At 43.8% G+C, this 22025-nt stretch carries 14 protein-coding genes; 7 read left to right on the top strand and 7 right to left on the bottom strand.

Annotated elements, in window-relative coordinates; all coding sequences use genetic code 11:
* The first annotated feature begins 5 nt into the window (after positions 1–5).
* From NSS64_RS21435 to sigK, 5 genes are all read left to right on the top strand, one after another.
* Positions 6–1058 carry a hypothetical protein gene (locus NSS64_RS21435; protein ID WP_341141452.1) on the top strand — a complete coding sequence of 351 codons (1053 nt, stop codon included), beginning with the start codon at positions 6–8 and terminating at the stop codon, positions 1056–1058.
* Positions 1059–1370: 312 nt separating this feature from the next.
* Positions 1371–2723 (top strand): DUF262 domain-containing protein, encoded by a 1353-nt coding sequence (locus NSS64_RS21430; RefSeq protein ID WP_341141451.1) that lies wholly within the window; start codon positions 1371–1373, stop codon positions 2721–2723.
* Positions 2724–2734: 11 nt separating this feature from the next.
* A complete protein-coding gene (locus NSS64_RS21425) occupies positions 2735–3691 on the top strand; it encodes a hypothetical protein (protein WP_341141450.1) in 957 nt (318 codons plus the stop codon).
* Complete coding sequence (locus NSS64_RS21420; RefSeq protein WP_341141449.1) at positions 3688–4494, top strand: hypothetical protein; 807 nt, start codon at positions 3688–3690, stop codon at positions 4492–4494. The genes NSS64_RS21425 and NSS64_RS21420 overlap by 4 nt, the downstream gene beginning before the upstream one ends.
* A gap of 212 nt (positions 4495–4706) precedes the next feature.
* Positions 4707–5408 (top strand): RNA polymerase sporulation sigma factor SigK, encoded by a 702-nt coding sequence (sigK, locus tag NSS64_RS21415; RefSeq protein WP_036691086.1) that lies wholly within the window; start codon positions 4707–4709, stop codon positions 5406–5408.
* A gap of 15 nt (positions 5409–5423) precedes the next feature.
* On the opposite strand, the gene NSS64_RS21410 is transcribed toward sigK, so the two are convergent.
* A complete protein-coding gene (locus tag NSS64_RS21410; RefSeq protein ID WP_341141448.1) occupies positions 5424–6287 on the bottom strand; it encodes a helix-turn-helix domain-containing protein in 864 nt (287 codons plus the stop codon).
* Positions 6288–6426: 139 nt separating this feature from the next.
* Between NSS64_RS21410 and NSS64_RS21405 the strand changes: the two genes are divergently transcribed.
* Complete coding sequence (locus NSS64_RS21405; protein ID WP_341141447.1) at positions 6427–9510, top strand: glycoside hydrolase family 2 TIM barrel-domain containing protein; 3084 nt, start codon at positions 6427–6429, stop codon at positions 9508–9510.
* Between the two features lie 227 nt (positions 9511–9737).
* Here the strand turns inward: NSS64_RS21405 and NSS64_RS21400 are convergent, their stop codons facing one another.
* The 6 genes from NSS64_RS21400 to NSS64_RS21375 all read right to left on the bottom strand — a co-directional run bounded on the left by NSS64_RS21400 (position 9738) and on the right by NSS64_RS21375 (position 19231).
* The gene (locus tag NSS64_RS21400) at positions 9738–12857 is read right to left on the bottom strand and encodes an amidase family protein (RefSeq protein WP_341141446.1); all 3120 of its coding nucleotides are present in this window, start codon (positions 12855–12857) and stop codon (positions 9738–9740) included.
* 676 nt (positions 12858–13533) lie between these two features.
* On the bottom strand, positions 13534–14544 hold the full coding sequence (locus NSS64_RS21395) for a glycoside hydrolase family 130 protein (protein WP_341141445.1): 1011 nt from the start codon (positions 14542–14544) through the stop codon (positions 13534–13536).
* Between the two features lie 36 nt (positions 14545–14580).
* Positions 14581–15531, bottom strand: a complete 951-nt coding sequence (locus tag NSS64_RS21390) for an MTP-1 family protein (RefSeq protein ID WP_341141444.1) — start codon at positions 15529–15531, stop codon at positions 14581–14583.
* Positions 15532–15777: 246 nt separating this feature from the next.
* The gene (locus NSS64_RS21385; protein ID WP_341141443.1) at positions 15778–17340 is read right to left on the bottom strand and encodes an extracellular solute-binding protein; all 1563 of its coding nucleotides are present in this window, start codon (positions 17338–17340) and stop codon (positions 15778–15780) included.
* 58 nt (positions 17341–17398) lie between these two features.
* Positions 17399–18271 (bottom strand): carbohydrate ABC transporter permease, encoded by an 873-nt coding sequence (locus NSS64_RS21380; RefSeq protein WP_340943101.1) that lies wholly within the window; start codon positions 18269–18271, stop codon positions 17399–17401.
* A 24-nt stretch (positions 18272–18295) separates the two neighbouring features.
* On the bottom strand, positions 18296–19231 hold the full coding sequence (locus tag NSS64_RS21375) for an ABC transporter permease (protein WP_341141442.1): 936 nt from the start codon (positions 19229–19231) through the stop codon (positions 18296–18298).
* Between the two features lie 226 nt (positions 19232–19457).
* Between NSS64_RS21375 and NSS64_RS21370 the strand changes: the two genes are divergently transcribed.
* The gene (locus NSS64_RS21370) at positions 19458–21782 is read left to right on the top strand and encodes a helix-turn-helix domain-containing protein (protein ID WP_341141441.1); all 2325 of its coding nucleotides are present in this window, start codon (positions 19458–19460) and stop codon (positions 21780–21782) included.
* Positions 21783–22025 lie beyond the last annotated feature (243 nt).

The following is a 22025-nucleotide window of genomic DNA, read 5'->3' as shown; positions in this document are numbered from 1 at the left end:
CTCAATTGATTTTTAGTATTATATCAGAGTACCATAAGCAGTCCCTGTTGGATAAACATCATAGGTTCTTATCGTGGGAGCATTGCTATAAATTTTTTAAAAACAATCATAAACTTTTCAAAGAAGAAAAAGTAATGGATCATGCTTCTCTGCACTTGGCTTTTTATCTGGCCAGTTGGGGTATGCTTAGAGGAGGAACATTTCTACTTCAGAAAGACTACAAGGTTCATGAATATCTTTTGGAAAAAGTATTTATGGACGATAAGTACAAAGAGTATTACGCTCCTGAGTTTCGTAATACTCTTTCGCATCAATATTATGATGGAATCGATATGCTAATAGAAGATGTAAGGGATGCCTATTCATATAATGTTAGACCGATAGGTGGCAGAAAGGATATTATCTCTGTTAGTGATACACTTGCTTCAAAAATATTATTAGGACTCTTTGGTGTTGTTCCTGCCTATGATCGTTTTTTTGTAAGTGCAATGAAGCTGCATGGATTTAATAATACATCGTTTAACCAGGAATCACTTATTACTTTAGTTGATTTCTATTTAGATAATGAAATTGAGTTTTTAAAATGTAAGGACATGTTTACAAGTGGGAATAGTGAATATACGCCTATGAAATTAGTCGATATGTACTTTTGGCAAGTTGGCTATATGATGAGTGAGCCCAATAGATTCCCTCAACATGAGCTGGATATGATTATGGCATTTGCGGAAGAAAAATCTGCTGTCTATAACAGTCGAAGAAAAGGTCCTTCATTTACGGAGAAAGCAGAACCAATAAGAAAGAGAGGGCTTACTGATGAAATAAGGCATTACATATTCGAGGCTACTGTGGGGGCAACGAAACGAGGTTTAGCTTATATTGATTTGACATCAGGTGATATACATAAGGATTTGCAGTTATCGAATAGGATGCCTTCAGTTTGCAATGCAATGCTAAGTATTGAGGACGTAGAGATCGAAATTCTTAATGATACCCCCAGTGGGAAAAGTTCAACAAAAAAGGTTCGTTATTGGCTACAAGAATGGAACAAACTTAATTAATTTACAGTGGATCCTTGAGCTAAAAGACCCTAAGAGTAGAATGTGGGCTAATGTCCATAAATTAAAGAAAAGTTTAATATATTTATTTAAAGTTGTTTGTACGTACCCAGATTTCCTTATAAGAATGAAACAGTTAGTATTGTATAGTCCAGAAACAGCTGTTCAGATAAAGGATTTTTAATAATGATAATAAATATGTGTTCATATCTGTTTATGTTTTTTATGCTGAAAACCGCTTCCATAGATGACCTAACTGTAATATAATATTGGAACAATGTGGATATGATAATAATATGTTGGAGGTTGAAGAAAGTGGAGTTATTTGAAGATGATTTCAAAGAAAATGATTTGCTCGAGAGTGAATTTAAAGATATAAATATTACTGATTTGTTAAACACTAAAATAAGCTATAAGACAAAAAATATGGATATTGAGAGCATTCTAAATAGTCTTAAGCGAGGCGATTATTTATTGCCAAAATACCAAAGGAAATTTGTTTGGGACAGATCTCAAGTATCTAATCTAATATTATCTTTAATTAAAAATATTCCAATTCCACCACTATACTTATATCATCAAGCAGAAACAGGGAAATATGTGATTCTTGATGGGCAACAAAGAATTACGTCTATTTTTATGTATTATAGAAATATATTTTACAAAAAAACAAATGAAAGAATAAAAATAGATTTTGCAGATATCTCATACATAGTAGATGAAATAGATGAATTAGGGGAGCTTTTAACTGGTAATAGCGATGAGCATGATAAAACACAAATAGAAAACATCTCAACTAAAAGAAAAAAATTATATAAGGAAATTGAGGAAAAGTATAATCTTGTAAAATCTGAATTTAAACTGACGACTGAATCTGAAACAAAAGATATAACCTTTGAGAATTTTGACGAAAAGGCGAAGCGAATTCTTCGTAGGAAGGATATTGAAACTGTATTTGTACAATGTGATGATGATAATTCAAATAAGGTTTATTCAGACATCTTTAAGTTACTCAATAGTGCTGGTAAAGAGTTAAGTAGCCAGGAGATAAGAAATGGTGTGTATTATGATAATAGTTTATATGATTATATAAATGAATTTAATGAAAAAAATCAATTGTGGAGAAGAATATATGGGGGAAATAGTTTGATTTTTAAAGATTTTGAATATCTACTTAGATTTTTATCTTTAAATTATTATTCTGAAATCAAAAGTACTAAGTTTAGCATTAATTATAAAAAAACATTTTCTTATTCGAATATTATTGATGATTTTTCAGCTATGTTCAACAGCAAACCGTTAAAAAATAGTTCGCAGCAACAAAGTGAGGAAGAAGTGAATAAAATCATGAACTATAATGCGCAAATTAAGGCGAATGCAAAAGAGCAATTAATGAAACTGGAGAAATTTTTCGGTATATTTTACGATGATTTTAAAGATGAGCAACCTAATGGGAAAATTAGTCTTCTCATTCTTGAAGCTGTATTCCTATCATTCTCAAAATTGGGTTTACTTGATTCTGGGTTAAAACTTGACTTTGTATCTTTTTTTAATACATTGAATCAAACGGACTTTAAAATTTCTAAGTCTACTTCAAACCGGGGGACAATCGAAAAAAGAATTAATAAAGCCATAAATATTATTAGAAAGGAATTTCCAAAAAAATGAGAGTGAAGGACGTGAAAAGAAAATTAATTGCTGATATAAATGAGGGGAGAAAAATTTTTAAATACAACCATTTGATAATTGTTGGAGAAAATAATTCAGGGAAATCAAAAATGTTGCGAGATTTGATGAAGGAAATCGGTAAAAAATCCATTTATTTTATAGATTCAACTAATAGAACTATTCCAAATAAAAGGACTGAAATAAGGAAGAGTTTTGGAGATCTGAAAATTGATGAATTATTAAGTACGCGATTAAAGGAAGAAAACTTTAATAGTAGAGATATTTTCACGGACCTTGACGGGAATGAATTAGTTTTAAATGAATTATTTGTTAATTTTGATAAATATAAATTATTGTTTAATGAAATTTTAAAAATTGAAATTGCAAAGTTAACCGAAGAAACGCAACTTAGTGATATTACACAAAATGAAGAGTTTATTACTTTTAATGGAGATAAATTGGATGTTATTTCAAATGGTATTCAAGCAATGGCTCGGATAACTATGGAAGTTGAATTTGCACATTGTTCAAAATGTGAAATGATTTTTATTGATGAAATTAATATGAACTTAGATCATAAGAATTCCTGGATTTTCATTGAAAGCTTAAAAGCTAAATATCCAGAGGCGAAATTTATTATAACTTGTCATTCACCATATACATTATTAGGGATTAGTGATTTTGATATATTAAAAATTAATAAATTGTATAAGGACATAGATGATAATTTAATAGAAATATTTGATAGTAATGATTTGGATAATACGGAAATAATTGATAGGAAAATTTTTAGGGGGGAAAGAAAACGTGACGAAAAGGATATCATATTATCAAATTGCACTAAATTGGTGATACTTGGAGAGGAACTTCATGATGATCAAGTAACTGCATTAAAATCTTTGAATGGTCTTAGTATAAGACAAGAAGTTATATTAAATTATATTAAAGAAAGAAGTGGGAAATTATGAATCTTCAATTTCCGACATCCTTCCAAGTTTGCTATCCTAAAGAGAATAAAAACTATTATAACACAAGTAAGACAAGAGATAGTTTTGAACGGTTATTACTTGATGCATGCGAAGAGTATTGTATGTACTGTGGGAAAAGTCTAGTGGTTGATGGAAAGATTGAATTTAACATTGAGCATTCTTTAGAAAAAACATATCAAACACAAGCTATTGAGTTCTTAAAACACTGTAAATATAACCTTTCAATTACCTGTGCTTCGTGTAACCAGATTTATAAAAAGAGAATGATAGAATCGCTTCCGGAGAAAGTATTAGAAATTACAATTGATTGTAAATCTAAGTCATGTACTAACTTTTGTTCTGAGTATAGACATTATTATAATTATTATATAACGCTTAATAAAATAATATTACAACCATATGGTATAGTTAACAAGCAATCTGAAAATTTGAATATTGAATATAGCTTGCTAAAACATATATTTAAACCTTCGGATAACTTCCTTGATGAAACAAGCGATCATCAAGACTTAGAATTTATCAGGGAGCATATATCGAGATTTCATTTAAATAGAGAAATGTTTACTGATTCCGTCCTAAAAATATGTGAAAAAATATGTAAAACCATTGGTACATTTGGGTTGGAGATATCTGTTGATTCTGTAATGGAATTAATCGAAATTGATAAACCTGAACATATAATAGGTGGTAGATTTATTGAATTTTTAAAAGATAAGTTTAAAGATGGCACTCGTAGTCTTTTAAGTTTCTGTACAATGCTCATACTTATAGAATATATATAGGCTTCTAGTCTCTTTTAGAGCAATAAGAATCTGTACCAGTACAAAGGGTAAAGTATTTCCTCCGTACTTCTTACAAAAAATCAGAGAACCAGTACCAATTTCTTTCGTACATGCACTTCTAGGCACCTACCCACATACAATAAAAGGACCATGAACCCGTTGTTCTCCTAACTGATCGGTTTCATTGTACATGTGCGGGAGGTGTCGCCAAGTTGCCTGGAATCATAAGCACGATTGCGCTGCTGATCAAAGAACTGACGCTGCTGGTATCTTACGTAAGGAACAACGCTTTTCCCCAGCCTCTATCGGAGCAGGATGAGAGCAAATACTTAGGCATGATGGCCGAGGGAGATGCCAAGGCACGGAACCTGCTGATCGAGCATAACCTGCGGCTGGTTGCCCATATAGTGAAGAAATTCGACAACACCGGCGAAGACATGGAGGACCTGATCTCCATCGGCACCATCGGCCTGATCAAGGCCATTGAGAGCTACCGCCCGAACAAGGGCACGAAGCTGGCTACTTTTGCGGCAAGATGTATCGAGAATGAAATCCTGATGCACTTACGTTCGCTGAAAAAAACACGTAAAGACGTATCCCTCCACGATCCGATCGGAACGGATAAGGAAGGCAACGAGATCACCCTGATCGATATCCTCGGCTCTGAAGCCGATGATGTCATTAAAGAGGTCGATCTGAAGATTGAGAAGAGCAAGATCTATCGGAATCTGGATATCCTGGATGACCGGGAGAAGGAAGTCGTGGTCGGCCGCTTCGGCCTGGACACCGGCGGAGAAGAGCGGACGCAGCGGGAGATTGCGAAGGAGCTGGGGATCTCGCGGAGTTATGTGTCGCGGATAGAGAAGAGAGCGCTGATGAAGCTGTATCATGAGTTTTATAAGGTGAAGCGGTGAACTCATAATCAATTTCTAAAGCAACTTGTCTGCGGATGAGTTGCTTTTTGTTTTACGAATATATCGTCCTGGAGATACCCCTTCGGACTTCGTGAATTGTTTGGTGAATGAATATATATCCCCGTAACCAAGACTGACGGCTACGTGTTTGATGGGAAGTCCAGACAGCAGCATCATTTTTGCCTGTCTCATTAAATGTTCAGTATGGTATCGCTTAGGGGAAATTCCCGTAGTCTCTTTAAACAATTTCCGAAAGTTCTCGTAGCCCATATTCACGGCAGATGCCACTTCCTGAATATCAAAGTGAATATCATTGGAGGCACTAATCAGCTCGCAGGCTTTTGTTATTTTACTTTCATTTTCATTGCTATGAGCATTTTGAATGCTGCTGTGTAATCGGATAATCAAATCCTGAGACTTCATTAGCAGGGAGGGAAGACTTTCATCTGTTGCACTTTTCAAGGCTTTCAGCAAGGAAACAAAATCAAAGAAAAAATCATTCGTATGCTGTGTCGATTGAACTTCCCTATCGGAATTAATAATGCCAAGTGTCTGTAAGTATGAATAGACAGGATACCCGATACTGATATAAAACTCGATCCAATTCCCATCTGGTTCAATTGCAGTAGAGTGCAAACGTTCAGGTAGACGTTGAACCAAATCGCCTGCTTGCATAGGAGTAACAGTACCGTCCGCAGAAATAAACGTTCCACTGCCTTGCAATACTACAAAACAGCTGTAATATCCTATCTTGAAATCATATTGAGAACGCTCTGCTGATCTTTTGCGCATAAAGCCGCAAGATAAAATACCCTGATTAAAATCTTTGCCGATACACCGGTAGATTACATCATTTTCATCAATGTCTTCAAAATTCATGTATTCACACTCCTGCCAAAATGGATAAATGAAATACCATACTCAACATTTAATACAATGGATTTTCCTTATATTATAGGGTTATCTACATTGAAAGATCAACCAATTAGAACAATCGATGGGAGTGTTATTTAAGCCTATGAAGCTAAGCAGAGATTTGGAAAATCAATATGTTACTCAAAAAAACCGTTATCCCATGCATGAGCCCTACGGAGTATACGAAACCGTTGAACAGGCTTTAAGCGGAGACCGGAGAAAGTCTAAATACGTAAAAAGCCTGAATGGAATATGGAAGTTTAAATGCTTTGGATCTCCCGATGAAGTAACGGATGAATTCTATAGTCCTGAACATGATGTTTCCGATTGGGATCATATTCCGGTTCCTTCCCATTGGGAGCTTTCGGGGTATGGAAAACCTGTATACACCAATATGTTGTATCCCTTTGTTCAAAAAGGGGAGGGTTCACATCATGAGATTCAACTCAAGCCTAATGAATACATTTTGAATCCGCCTCATGTGCCGGAGAGTAATCTTACCGGTTGTTACGTCCTAACGTTTGAAATTGACGAACATTTTTACGAAAGGGATATATTTATTGATTTTGGAGGTGTAGAATCGTGTTTTTATCTTTGGTTAAACGGCAAGCTGGTTGGTTATTCTCAGGACAGCAAGCTTAACGCTTCTTTTGAGATCACGGATTACATTCAAAAGGGACAAAACCGTATAGCTGTTCAGGTGATGCGGTTTGGAGCCGGTACTTATCTGGAGGATCAGGATTACTGGCATCTCTCGGGAATCTACCGGGATGTTCTCATTTATGCAAAACCACGTATGCGCATTCATGATTATAAGATCGAAACCCTCTTTTCAGGGAATTACAACAATGCCGAATTAAAAGTGACGGTTGTACCTAATAATCAAGCGAATCGTTATGGTGAAGCCCATGTGCGGTTGTCCCTGTATGATAGAGATCAGCAATTGGTGACTGCGTTTGAAACGCCAAAGTTTGCGGACTTTGCATTCTACCTGCAAGAAAAATATGTAGCAAAGGTTACGAAAGCCATTTCAAATCCTCACTTGTGGAGCGACGAGAATCCGTATCTCTATAAATTGGTGTTAGAAATGATTGATTGTTCTGGAAATGTGGTTGATATTGAGAGCGCGAATGTCGGCTTCCGTGAAGTGAAGATCGATCGCAAAGGGGTCCTGAGAATTAATGGGAAGCGTCTCATTATACGGGGAACCAATCTTCACGCCTTTTGTCCTGAAACGGGACGAGTCGTAACAACAGAATATATGCGTGAGCAAATCAAGGTCATGAAATCGCTGAATATCAATGCGGTAAGAACAAGTCACTATCCCCATGCAATTGAATGGTATGACCTGTGTGATGAACTGGGCATTTACCTGGTGGATGAAGCGAATATTGAAACACACGGTCTTGGCGGTCAATTAAGCGCATCCCCCGAATGGACAAATGCGTATATGGAACGGGCTACACGGATGGTTCTGAGAGATAAAAATCATCCATCCATTATTCTCTGGTCTCTGGGTAATGAATCCGGTTATGGAGCGAATCATGCTGCGATGTACGGCTGGATTAAGGAGTATGACAAAACAAGGTATGTTCAGTATGAGTCTCTGAGTCCTCCGGCAAATATCTCCGATATTGTGGCGCCTATGTATCCTCAGAAAGATTGGATCTTGGATGTCATGGCTGATAGCGAAGATTTGCGTCCTTTTATTATGTGTGAATATGCGTATGCGAAAAGTAACAGTAACGGAAACTTTAAGGAATTTTGGGATCTCGTTCATAAATTCCCGCGGTTTCAAGGAGGATTTATTTGGGATTTTCAGGATAAAGCGCTGGTTAAGCAGGATAAAGACGGAAATAAAAAGTATGTCTATGGCGGGGCATTCCATGAAGAAGTTACGGATCCTGCTCCTGATATGTGCCTGAATGGTATTGTTTTCCCTGATCTAACGCTCAAGCCGGCTGCGAATGAAATAAAAAATGTACAATCTCCTATCCAAATCGATTACATGCCTGGGAATAATGGCTTTCGAATTTATAATCATTACACGCATCGGGATTTAAGCCATTTGAATATGGTTTGGGAGCTGGTTTGCGATGGAAAGGTGACTGAAAGCGGTAGTTTGCCTAGATATCACACAGCACCCGGATCCGTTGATAAGCTGCAAGCGCCATACGATTCGTCTAAAGTCTCCGGGGAAGCTTTTCTGAATCTCTATGCTTATTTGGACGAGGACACCTTTTATTCTAATAAGGGAGCCTGTATTTATGCATGCCAGATAGAGATTAAAGATTCTATTAATAAAGTGCATACCGGAGATATAGAAAAGGATAGCTTGAAGTATGATGAAACGGCAAATGAAATTCATATCTATAATGAAAATACAATGGTTCTTTTTTCGAAAGAAACCGCAGAGTTCATCTCTGTAAAATACAATAACAAGCATTATTTCACGGGAGGAACAAATAACTTCTATCGCCCTCCGACAGGCATTGATGCAGGTATTCATCTCGAATCGTCCAATTATGCAGATGAATGGAAAGCGCTCGGTCTCCATTCCAATCAAAAAGAAATCAAGAATATCCGGGTATTTGCAGCTCCAGCTGCTGTTATCATTCAAGTTCATTGTCTCTATCATGGATGCATTGAAACAAAAACCAATTATACCGTTGGCGGCAAAGGTATAGAAATCACCAATACAGTTGTGAACAATGCCAAGGTCGACACCCTCCCGAGAATTGGGCTAAGCTTTAAGTTCTCAGATGCGTGGAAGAAGTTGAAATGGTATGGTCGCGGGCCATGGGAAAACTACGCGGATCGTAAATCTGCTGCATTCGTTGGAGTATATGAGAGCACTGTAGAACAGCAGCACGTACCCTATATCTTACCGGTAGAATGCGGTGGTAAGGAGGATGTCCGGTATTTATATTTGTCATCCGAAGAACAAGCAGTAAAAGTATCGGCAGCGGGACATTTCCATTTTGATATTCATGGACACAGTATTGAGCAATATGACAATGCCGCCTATGAAGACGAGCTGGGACATTCAGATTCTGTTTATCTTCATATTGATTACAAACATGCAGGTCTTGGCGGAGATACCGGCTGGACCAAAAATATTCACGATCCATATCAAATTAAGAAAGGTATTTATGTGTATACGGTAACTATAGAAATTATTTCTTAAGAAAAACGCATCCGCTGCAAACTTCAGATGATATCCTTTCGTTTATATGCCGAAATTATTTGAAAAAGATGAGCAACTGGAGATGCCGACAATGATAAGTGAGGGGCAAATGGTTAGAGAATATTGTACAGGAAAGATCAAGAATATGACTGAGCAGGACTTCATCCATGAATAAGACAAAGGCCATCCTTTTTAGGATGGCCTTTCCTTTACACTTTTAACTCCTCTTACTTCCCACTCTCCAGCAACCTCGCCACCATAGTAGCGAACTCTGCCCGGGTAATGTCTTTTGCAGGCTTAAACGTACTGTCTTCGTATCCGGTAATAATTTTATTCGATGCGAGTGCATCAATAGAGTTATAATACCAGGCCTCTTTGTTAACATCTTTGAATGAGGTGGTTCCGGTACCTGTCAGCTTGAAGGCTCTGGTGATTAGTGTTGCTAGTTCACTGCGGCTAATCTTGGCATTGGGGCGGAAGGTGCCGTCGCTGTAACCGTTCATCAGGCCGGCACTGGCTGCTGCGCCGATATACTTATTGGCCCAATGTGCCCCAGATACATCGGTGAAGCTGCTTGCTTGTCCTTCAAGTCCCATGTGCGTTGTAATGACCTTAATGGTCTCGGCACGGGTCAGGCCTGAATTCGGACGGAAGGTTCCATCTTCATAACCTGTTAGTAATCCTTTGGAAATCAGCAGGTCAATGCTTGCTTTTGCCCAATGATTCAGTGTATCTGTGAAGCTGACCACTTCCGGCGCAGGTGTTGGTGCTGTTGTTTCTGCTGGTGCTGGTGTAGCTGTAGGAGCCGGTGTAGCTGTAGGTGATGGCGTTGGTGTTGCCGGTGGAGTTACGGTACCTCCTCCAGGACTTGGATTGCTTGGTTCATTGTCTACTGGATCAGGATCAGTAGGGGTTGGAACATATGGGAGTGCTGGTGCAAAAGCGGTAAGCAGTCTGGCTTGACTTTGCTGCTCAAGCGCATAGCCCATGCCCAGAACCTTGGCATCGTCCCACGCTCTGCCCACAAGCTGCATCGAGATCGAATATCCGCTGTCGTTCGTTCCCACAGGAACCACTACCGTAGGGAGACCGACATTAGACGTTAATACGCCTGTGCCCCGGTCCGAGCTTAATTGAGAGGCTGATGCGTCATTGTTGTAGACGTCACTGATGAAGCCTGCATACACAATGGCATCCACGCCATTCTCGTCCATCCAGCCTTTGATAACTTCTTTATAGTCCGTTCTATACTTGATGTAATCTTGTACAGCCTGTTCCGTCATCCGCGTAGGTGCAGTGTAACCTCTCTGATTATAGATAAGCACCTTATCTGAAGCGAGTACACTTGCTCCGTCCTCGTAAGGGAAGGCTTTGTGAAGCTCAATGTAGCGCGCCCAGCCTTCAGTAGAACCGTTAATGCCCTGAGGGCGGGTAGGGGCTGCTGGCATTTTTGACATTTCAACCATTTCCGCTCCCGCAGCTTGCAGTTCTGAGAACTTATTCTTTACGGCTAGTCCGGTATCATCATCCGCATAACTGGAGACAAAGGATTCGGGGATGAATCCGATTTTCTTTCCTTTCAATGCCCCGGCATCCAGTGATTCCTTCCAGTTCTCCGGACGTTTATGATCGGCATCAGCAGTTACGGTGAAAATATCCTGCGGGTCCGTACCCGTTGTAGCATTCAGCATAATGGCCAGGTCTGTTACGGTTTTGGCGATGGGCCCCGCATAATCCTGTCCCCAAGTGAGCGGAAGCACACCTGTCGTACTTGCCATGCCGTCTGTCCCGCGGAAGCTCTTTAAGCTGGCGCCTGTCGTAGGTGCATAGAGAGATACCCCTGTCTGCGAGCCCATGGCTGCCGCTGCAAAATCAGCTGCTACCGATACGGCCGAACCGCCACTGGAGCCAAAAGAGGTTTTGGACGGATAGAGCGCATTCCATGTCTGCATCCAGCCGCTTTCACTGAAGCTTCCGCTGTTGGCGAACTCCGAAGTGTTGACTTTACCAATAATGACCGCGCCGGCTTCCCGCAGCTTATTCACCTGGAAGGCATCCGATTCCGGCCGCCAGCCTTCTAGTGCTTTACTGCCGCCTGTTGTAGGCATGTCCTTGGTGTCGTAGATGTCTTTGATCGCAATCGGAATTCCCAGCAGATCGCCTGAGGCGCCTTGTGCACGGGCATTATCAGCCGCTTTGGCCTGGGCCAGCGCAGTTTCGGATACATGCAGGAAGGCATGGAAGCCAAGTTGCCCCATATCGTATGCCTTGATTCGATCCAAATACGCTTGAGTAATTTGTACAGAAGTCGTTGTACCACTAATCATATCCTGCTGCATCTGTGCAATGGATTTATTCACAACATCGTAAGGGGAGGAGGTGATGAAGCTTTGCGCTGCAGGAGCCTCTGGAATGAACAGGTTATCTCCAGTATTAATTCCCTCTATGCCTGAGATATCCCAGTTGCTGATAGAGCGGATCTGTGCAGGGGTTAAGCCGGATACATCCAGCTGCTGATGGAGTCCATTAAGCGTGGCAACCAGATTGTTCAGCCCGGCTTCACCAGCTTCTCCAACTTGTACAAAATTCACCAGGGATTTCGACTGGCCCGGTTCAAGATTCAAGGTATTAATGAAGCCATAGAAATTCGCCTCATTACCGGACTTGGCCAGAGGTGTGGTGAATGGATTCTGCTGCTGATTCCCAAGAGCCGTTAATCCATTATTAAATGGATGTGGAGACCCGACTGCAACACCTAGAGGTTTATTGTTTCTGGCACTGCTATCGACCACAATCCATGAATCGTCTGTCGTCACCTCAAGATCATTGGAGTAGGTTGTCTTGACCACTGAAGCATTAGCCGCTGTGCCATAGCCTAAGGAGCCGCCGAAGGATACATCTACTTTTACAGCCATATCATTCTTATTGGTAAAAGTATCAAAGAATCTAGTCCGATTATTGATAGTGTCCACATACACATCACGGGTGACGGTGACATTTCCGAGATTAACAGATTGAGAGGAAGTGAATCTATTAACGCCATCGTATTTGAGGTCGAACCCGCGCATCATTTGTCCATTCATTAGGGAGGCGGAAGGTGAGGATACTTTAACAAAGATATTACCGAATCCCTGCACTTGTGTAGTACCGACGGTACGCAAGCTTCCTGTGTCCAAGCTGGGTGCAAAAGCATCGTGAATCTCCCATACTGTGCCACTAGAAGAAGTAACCCTCGTTAACGCATCTGCCGTTTGAAAAGGAATGACTCCTGAAGCAATGACAGATAATGCAATGGAAGTAGCTATAACTTGCCTCTTAGTTCTACGCAGACGTTTCAACTTACTCATGTAGGCAATCTCCCTTTCCTCTATGTATATTATTAATTGTGTTAAGAAATATAACATTGCATATTAATTCAGTCAATGAATAATATGAAATTGAACTATTTTTAGAGATTTTAACAAAGGGAGAGTACTGTATTTATTAAAAAGTGTATAAAAAATAATATAAAGGTGTTTTACATAACATTTAATGTTATGTATATGGTAGTTATCCTGGTTAGTTTTTTCATAACCCTGCTTTTCTGCTGATAGATTATGGAATGTGCTACAATTCACCCATCCTGATCGTTACAGGGGCTGTGGGCGGCTTTTCTCATTGTTTTTACAATCCAATTCTATTACCCGGCAGTTTTGGAAAAGCGTGTGGATCGCGTGGAGTCCTTTTTACGCAGCCAGAAAAACAATCCTGCGCTGTACATTCAGTATGTTCTTGCGAACAGGCTTGAGGATGAAGCGAGAACGGTTATTGATCAGCTGATGAGCAAGCATAAAAGCCGGCAACAGGGAGCTTGCGGTTAAGTATGCCAGGGAAGCGGTAGAGGCTTCGAGGGGCGTCCAGCGTTATGTGTTATATAAGGAGTACGAACGAACGTTACCGCAAGCGGTTGAAGTATAGTTTGAAAAAGCGGGTATCATCCTCATTCAAGGATGATACCCGCTTCTGTTAGTTAGGATGCCAGTCTTACTGTCCCAAACAAAGCCTGATCAGATCATCGACATGCGCGGTGGCCAGACATTCCACGGTGTCGGCGGCGCCGTAATAGATTTTCACTTCGCCGTCGTCCTCCAGGATCATGCCGCCGGGGAAGATGACGTCGTTGCGGAAGCCTCCGTCTGTTTCGTAGGGGGCTTCCGGGGCAAGCAGCGGCGAAGCGCTCATCCCGAGAATTTTCTTCGGATTGTTCAGGTCAAGCAGCATAATACCTGCCGTATACCGCTTCTTCCAGGACGGCTCCCAGCCGTTCTTCCCTCTGGCGGGATCAACATCCACCGCATGGAAGGTGGTCAGCCAGCCCTTATCTGTCTTCACGGGCGGTGCTGCCGGACCGATCTTGTCATTGGCGAACGGGACCTGCTCCACCGCCAGCAACAGATCCGACCGTCCCCAGTAGATGAGATCCGGCGACTCCGCGATCCAGGTGTCGAACCGGTCCTTGCCTCCGCGGCTATATACGGTGAACGGCCGTTCCAATCGCACATAGTTGCCGTTGATCTTCTCCGGGAACAGCACCATGTTCCGCAGGTCCGGCGTGGACAAGCTCAAGATTTCAAAGGATTCGAAGTCATCCGTTACGGCGATCCCTCCCCGGATACCGTGCCGAGTATCTACAGCGAAGCACATGTAGCAGCGGCCGCCAATTACCGTCAGGCGCGGATCATATGCACGCACGAACTCTTCATCGTTTAGCTTGAACACTGGCTTCGGCCCGGCCGTCCAGTGAACGCCATCTTCACTGAACGCGATACCAAGATCCGTTGTATGAGACGGCTCAAGGGTCTGCTGCTCAAGGGAGCCATAGTCATTGCGGAATACCATCACATACCGGCCGCCGAACTTCACCACTCCCGCATTGAACACAAGTGCGGTAGGGTAAGGGACCCGAGCCGCATCCAGTACCGGGTTGGCCGGATGACGGCGGATGAGCGGGCTGGATGCCAAAGCTCCTATGACGGGTGTACTTGCCTGATTCATCGTTTGAATATCCTCCTTATGAGTAAGAACTGTATTCTAAACAATATGTCCATGGGGGGCGAACGGATAGTCGATTGTAATTCGCCCGGCCTGGCAGTCGCCAACGCCGCTGTACAGATCGGCCTTGCCGTCGCCCCGCATCACGATCCCCGAAGAGAAGACGCAGTCCGTCAAATAGGGTAACTTGGCAGGTCCGGGCGGGTAGCAGGAACGGCTTCCGATCAGATGCAGGTCATGGGATTCCCGGGTCACGGGATCGAAGACGAAGGCCATGTTCAAATATACCTTGATTTCCTGCCCATTCTCATCCTTATGCGAATAACAGATATGGCCGATGATTCCGATTTTGCCGCTGCTCAGCAGGTAAGCCTGATTGACGCCTCCCCATTCGCCTGCTCCGAAGATACCATCAATGTAAGGTGCATTCTCAATGACTTCAGCAGTCAAATCCTCCAGCTTGTCAATCACCGTGAAGCCGATCATGGATTCGCTGCCATATTGGCCCTTCACCTCGTGGCCCCGTGGACGCGAGAAGACGCCAATTCTGCCGTCCGCCAGAGCAACAAGACGGATATCCTTCATTTTGTTAGGACCGGTAGTGAAGTAGTACAAATCGTGGAGGTCCGTCCCCCGGTAAAAGTAACCGAAAAATGTGCTATATTTGCCGCTTTGATATTGCACATGGGTCCCGCCTAGTACGAGTTCATCTCCTATTTCGCTGATAAACGGGTCCTCCAGCGTGTAGATCATGCTGTTCTCCACCAGGGTCCATTCATCCTGGCCTGTCTGCTCGAACAGCCGGACCCAGGAGCGGGCCCATTCCTCCCGGCGTTCTACCCGGCCGAACAAGTAGCGCTTGCCATCCCGTTCAAAAGGAATCGAAATATTATAGACATCGAATCCGTCCACGTTATTAAATACCAGAGTTGTGCTGTCATAGATGGTTTTGGTTGCTTCAAATTCTAGTTTTTGCTGGTGCAGGCTCAAAATTTTCCCACTCCTTTATTCTATATAGATTGAACTAAAAAATTAAGTTAAAGAAAAAGTGGCGGAGGGGAATTTTGGAACTGGAGGAGCGGTAGCGTCCGCCTTTGTCTACGGATTTCAACCGTTAACAACGGTATAAAATCATGAAATCTGTAGACAACAGCGGCCGGAAGTCCAAAACTTCTCTGGAGCCACGGCTAATTCCCAAACATAAAAACATTAGTTCAATTTATATAGCAGCTCGTTTTATTGCTGAGAAGCTTGATATTCCTTGAACTGCTTCTGGTATTCGGCAACGACCTTGTCCAGACCTGCTTTCTTCATTTTATCCAGAGCCTCGGGGAATGCCTTGTCGTAATCCAGAACACCCATATAGATCGGAGTGATGCTGGCGGAAGCTTCCGAGAGAATATTGGTATACTCGGTTCTTACATTCGTCGGGTCAAAAATAAAGTTGGCTGCAATACTGTTGACCGCACTCGGATTAGGCTCGAATAAGACCTTGTTATTCTCAGGAATACTGCTCTCCGGGTCAAAGCGCATAAAGTTCACATTCCCGTTCTGCGAATCAGAGCCCCTGTATCTTGGATTATTATTGTTATTCGGGTCTCTGATCGGCTTTAGGCCTTTGTCACCATCTTTGGTGTAGTGCTCACCCTCGATGCCGTATTGAACGAGATCGTAGTTATCCTGGCTGGCTAGCATCCAATCCATGAATTTAACGGCAGCCTCCGGGTGCTTGCTGTTCGCCGGTACGGCATTTCCGTTCTTGAAGGAGAGGGGACGTAGATACTCTTTCTCCGGGTTAAACCATACCACTCCGATATCGTCCACTGTAGCTGCCGGGTTGTATTTCTGGAGCCCGTTCAGGCTTCCGCCGGTTCCCAGGCGTACGAACCATTCTCCGCTGTCGAGCTGGGCATCTACCTGTTCCTGCTTCATGACCAGGATGTCAGGATTCGTAATTCCCTTGGTGTACAGCTCGTGCATGAAGGCAGCATCCTTCTTGAATTCGTCAGTTTCAATCCAGGATTTGACCTCTCCGTTCTGGTTGACATAGAAGAACTTATCCTTAACGGTGAACGGGAAGGTGTCATAGGTCCGGTGCAGGATGGAGGTATGCAGATTGATCGGGTCAAAATCGGCCCGGGTGCCTAAGTAAGGCTTGTTCTTTCCCTTCCAGTTCTTCATCACCGTCTCCCAGGCGCTAATCAATTCAGCCGGAGTTTTAGGCTCCTGCAAATTATTTTCGCGGAGAATATCGCGGCGGATATTAAACTGGCCTTCGCTCGCCATTTCAACCCAGTAGGAGGGGACGATATAATATTTCCCGCCGATGGTTGCCCCGCTAAAGATATCCTCCGGAATATACTTTTTCAGGTTGGCTCCATACTTCTCAATCTCATCCGAGATATCTGCCAGTGCGCCCCGGGTATAGTAGTTGGAGAACGGAGTACGGTCCTGCATGACATGGAACAGATCGAAATCATCGCCGGTGGACAGCATCAGGTTCAGCTTCTGGTCCCAGGCATCCCAGGGGATGAAGATTTTCTCTACGGCAACTCCGACACCGTCTGCAGCCAGCTTCTCATTGACCTTCTGGAACACCTTTTGGTAATCCTTGGGCTCAGTGCCGGGAACCACGTATTTGATCTTGACGACCTCAGAGCCATTAGCATTCTCTGCATTCGGGGATGAAGCATTGCTTGCTCCATTTGCGGCAGGGCTGGCATTATCGGCTTTGCCGCACCCAACCAGGGTGGACAGGGCAAGCACCACAGCTAACAGGGTTGCATAGGATTTTCTCATGAATAATACGGACCTCCTCTTATGATGTCTTCTATATGTTAACCCCTAAGGGATGACATCAGCCTTTCACTGAACCGATCACGAGCCCTTTCACGAAGTATTTCTGTAAGTAAGGATAGAGGAAAACAATCGGCCCGATGGTTACGATGGCTGTCGCCATCTTGACCGACTCCGAGGGAAGCGTAACATCGCTTGTTCCCGCCAGCATGGCCATATCGTTCAGCATACTGATCTCCGATTGCATCTGCAGCAGCATGAATTGCAGCGGGTACAAATCCTTCGTGTCAATCAGCATGATCGCATTCCACCAGTTGTTCCAATAATCCAGTCCATAGAAGAGGGCAATCGTCGCCAATACCGGTTTACATAACGGAAGATAGATCTTAAAAGCAATGACAATATCACTGGCTCCGTCTATGGTGGCTGATTCCCGCAGCGAGTCAGGAATACCGTTCATGAAATTGCGCACCAGGAAGAGATTGAACGGGCTGAACAGCAGTGACGGAATAATCAGAGCGAGAATATTATCGGTTAATCCGAGCGCACGGTTCATCAGATACCAGGGCACAATGCCGGCTGAGAAAATCATGGTGATAAAAAAGTAAAGGGCCAGCAGATTGCGGTGCCTCACATTTTTGTTCGCCAGCGTGTAGCCTGCCATAGAAGTAATCAGCAGGGCCAGCGTGGTACCGGCGAGAGTGACAAAGATCGAAATGCCGTAGCTCTGAATGACCTGGGAACCGCTGGTAAAGATCAGCTTATAGGCATACAGAGAGAATTTCTCCGGAAACAGGCTATAGCCGTTCTTAAGAATAGCATCCTCATCCGTGATGGAGATCATCAGCACGAGCAGCATCGGAAGCAGGCACAGTGCCGAATAGACCGCAGTCAGCGTGTACATGACCGTCCTGCTGATTGAGATTCTTTTCATTAATACTCCTCCTCCTTCCTGGATTTAATATAATGCGCCATCTTTGAAGTACTTGCGGGTAATGGCATTGGTACCAAAGACAAGGATAAATCCGATCACCGACTGGAACAGCCCCACGGCCATGGCTTCGGAAGGGTCGCCGATCTGGCGCAAGGAACGGAATACATACGTATCAATAATATCTGTGGTCGAATACAGGGTACCGTTGTCCCCGATGAGCGCATAGATCATCCCGAAATCGCCGTACATAATTTTGCCGACCGAGAGCATCGTCAGAATAATAACCGTTGGCATCATTAGCGGAAGCGTGATCCGAAAGCACATCTGCAGGCGGCCCGCCCCGTCAATTTCTGCTGCTTCATACAACGTCTCATCGATGCCGGTAATGGTCGCCAGGTAGATGATGGCACTCATGCCGGCGCCCTTCCAGACATGCATGATGGTCAGAATCGCCGGCCAGGACTGGGCTTCGGTATACCAGTTCACGGAGGTCATTCCGAATTGGTTCAGGATTCTATTGATCACGCCCATATCCATCGAGAAAAGCGCATACAGCACATAGCTGATGACGATCCATGAGATGAAATTCGGGAATAACATCAGCGACTGGCTGATCTTCACAAACAGCTTCTTGCGCAGCTCGTTCAGCACCAGTGAAATGGCCAGCGCCATCAGCGTGCCGAAAACAATAAACAGTAAGTTGAGGTAAATGGTATTAAAGGTAACTGTAAGCGCTTTATTGGAACGGAAGAAAAACTCAAAGTTTTTGAAGCCCACCCATTCGCTATGGAAGATTCCCTTTGTATAATTAAAGCGCTGGAAAGCAATAACCATATAAGGATAAGTCAGATAGCCGAAAATAAACGTGTATGCCATGGCCGGCAAAACCAACAAATAGGATGTGCCATTTCTGCGGATGTCTGACAGTATGCTGAGCCCTCGACGCCGTTTTTTCTTCAATTCCTGTTCCCCCCTATTTGTTTGTTATAGATGACGGTTGCCTTGATTTCAGCTTAGCCATAGCCGCAGTAAGAGTCTATTTTAAAAGATAGCAAACGCTTTCAAATTCGCTCTTAAGGCTTTCAAAAAAACGGAATGGCTTTCATTTTCCCCTGATTCAGTACCTTTTCAGCCGGAAATGTACTATATTTAGAAATGATACCGAGCAGCATGGGGGGAATACAGCATGCGGGCAACCATCAAGCGGCTTGTTCGATACAAGGCCTTTCAAAAACTCACCATTTCATATTTCCTTCTCGTGCTTTTAACCGTAAGCCTGCTGTCCAGTGTACTCTTCTCCCTGTTCTCCCGAAGCGCCATCAAGGAGATCGAACGCAATTCCCGGGCCATGTTATCCCAGATCACATACGCTTCGGATGTCGTCTATAATCAGGTCATGACAATCGGAAATACACTGCTGATTCAACCGGAGATCCTGTCCTTTCTGGATGAGAAGGTGGAGAACAAGGTAAGCAATTATCATATTTATCAGCAGATCGAACAAATTGCCAATCTGAACCCGTATATCCACAGTATCGGAATCCACCGGCCTTCTACAGGAACAACAATCGATACAGCCGGGCTTCCCTTCGACGCATCGCTCACCGCTCTCAGTGCGAAGCAGTATATGGAGTTCAATCCGCGCAGCCTGAAGGTTGCGGGCCGGAATAACGGCAGGCCCTTACAGTTCCTGACCTTCTTGCTGTACCCGAATTTCGCATACCAGACCGCAGGCAATCCGCTGATCTATATCAATGTAGAGGAGCAGTCGATTCTGACGACCATCCGCAAGATCGGCAAAGCGGACGCGGCTAATAATGTCTTCGTGATCAATAATGAAGGTAAAGTATTATCTCATACCGATTCCAATCTGTTCCTGGATGATTTATCCGGGGATGAGTATGTGCGGACCCTATTAATCGAGAACCAACCGGAGAACAGCTTCACCACAATGATCGGAAACGAAAAGAATCTGGTCACTTATGTGAAATCAGAGGGACTGGACTGGTATTTTGTAAGCGTTTCACCGTATTCTGAGCTCATCACTGACATTGACAGGCTACGGAGTATTACGCTGCTGGTCACAGCCGGTATTGTGCTTGCTGGTTTGTTGATCTCTATCCTGTTGACCTCGAACATGAATAGGCCCTTATCGGCGCTGCTTGAAAAAGTAATGCCTAACCCGGCTAATCCCGCACGCGGCTTGGCGCTTATAGATGAGTACAAGATGATGAACGAGGTGTTCCAATCCTATCATGAACGTGAGAAATCGATGCAGTTCGTCATCAGCCGCTCTTCCCGGACCGTCCGTGAGCATTATCTGCATGCCTTGCTGCGTGGTCATTCCCTGGAGGACTCGGCCTCCAGCGAGATGATTAAGGAGATCGGCGAGGAGGTTGCGGGACCGTTCTTCGGCGTGCTGGTGTTCAAGATCAATGAGTTTGAACCGGTAGGGGAGAGGGGAGAGGGGAAACAGCAGTCCTTGCTGCGCTTCGCACTAGGGAATATTGCCAAAGAGCTGCTGGAGCATATCGGCCCCTGTGATGTTCTCATTATGGGAGGAAGTGAAGCCGTTGCCATCCTTCAATACACGAAAAATCAGCTGCCGGAGGAGTTGAAGCCTGCCTTGCGTAATGTTCAGAGCTTCCTGAACCGTTACTTCAAGGTGACTGTATCGGTAGGTGTAGGAGATATCTCCTTTGGCAAGGGGAATATTCCGTCCTCGTACACTTCAGCCCAGCAGTACGTGAAATACCGCTTAATCTATGGAAAGGAAGCGATTCTGGATGCAGCAGCGACACGGCACCATGTGTTAACGGCCTTAAGCTATCCCGCCGCCTGCGAGAAGAAGCTGATTGATGCCGTGCAGCAGGGGAAGCCGGAGCCTATTGTTAGCGCAATCGGAGAATTTATAGATACCATATCCGGCGGTTCCGTTCATCAGGTCATCACCTTCAGCAGTCAGCTCATGTTGTCTTTGCATAAAGCTTTTGACTATTTACAGCATGTGCCGGATTCCAATTTTAATGATTACCTGCAGGCCGTAACCGAGATTGAAGGGGCTGAGGATCTGACGGAGATCCGTAACCTGTTTGGCCGCTATTGCAGCACAATATGCACTTTAATTGAAGAGAAAAATCACTGGCTGAATGCGCAGAAGCATAATATTCTCATTGAAAAAGTGCAGAATTATGTCCATGAGCATTATGCAGAGCCTAACATCTCCCTCGACCTGGTCTCCAAAATCGCCGGCCTGTCCCCCAGCTATCTGGGCAAGCTGTTCAAAGGAGCAACCGGGCAATCCTTCAGTGAATACCTGAACAACATCCGGCTGGACAAAGCGAAGGAGCTGCTTGCTTCCACGCCTGACACGGCGGCCAAGATCAGTGAAGCGGTCGGGATCTACAACATCACTTACTTCTCCACCCTGTTCAAGAAAAAATACGGGCTGACCCCTTCGGCCTTCCGTGAGCAGGAGGCGATGAAGAGCGCCGCAGATGATGATGAGTGATCATTTCCCGCTTAAACAGCGGAGTGGACGGAACGATTGTGGAAAAGCGGCAGCGGTCGCCTTTATCCCCGGATTTTCACCGCTAAGGAGAATCAATAAAATCTGGGGATAACAGCGATTGGAACAACGGTCCGTTCGCGGAGCGTCCATCGAAGAGCTCACGTTGATCCTGCTCCGCAATAAAAAGCTGTCCCAAGTAGCCATTTCATGGCCTTTGGGTACAGCTCTTTTCTTCATATGATG

It is taken from the genome of Paenibacillus sp. FSL H8-0122 (assembly GCF_038005345.1).
Taxonomy (GTDB): domain Bacteria; phylum Bacillota; class Bacilli; order Paenibacillales; family Paenibacillaceae; genus Paenibacillus_AQ.
The sequence above is the reverse complement of the archived record's forward strand: the minus strand, read 5'-3'. Positions and strand labels throughout refer to the sequence as shown.

Coding starts and splice junctions, on each gene's coding strand:
- NSS64_RS21420 (WP_341141449.1), top strand. CDS start 3,688: ATGAATCTTCAATTTCCGACATCCTTCCAAGTTTGCTATCCTAAAGAG.
- NSS64_RS21410 (WP_341141448.1), bottom strand. CDS start 6,287: ATGAATTTTGAAGACATTGATGAAAATGATGTAATCTACCGGTGTATC.
- NSS64_RS21405 (WP_341141447.1), top strand. CDS start 6,427: ATGAAGCTAAGCAGAGATTTGGAAAATCAATATGTTACTCAAAAAAAC.
- NSS64_RS21400 (WP_341141446.1), bottom strand. CDS start 12,857: ATGAGTAAGTTGAAACGTCTGCGTAGAACTAAGAGGCAAGTTATAGCT.
- NSS64_RS21395 (WP_341141445.1), bottom strand. CDS start 14,544: ATGAATCAGGCAAGTACACCCGTCATAGGAGCTTTGGCATCCAGCCCG.
- NSS64_RS21385 (WP_341141443.1), bottom strand. CDS start 17,340: ATGAGAAAATCCTATGCAACCCTGTTAGCTGTGGTGCTTGCCCTGTCC.
- NSS64_RS21380 (WP_340943101.1), bottom strand. CDS start 18,271: ATGAAAAGAATCTCAATCAGCAGGACGGTCATGTACACGCTGACTGCG.
- NSS64_RS21370 (WP_341141441.1), top strand. CDS start 19,458: ATGCGGGCAACCATCAAGCGGCTTGTTCGATACAAGGCCTTTCAAAAA.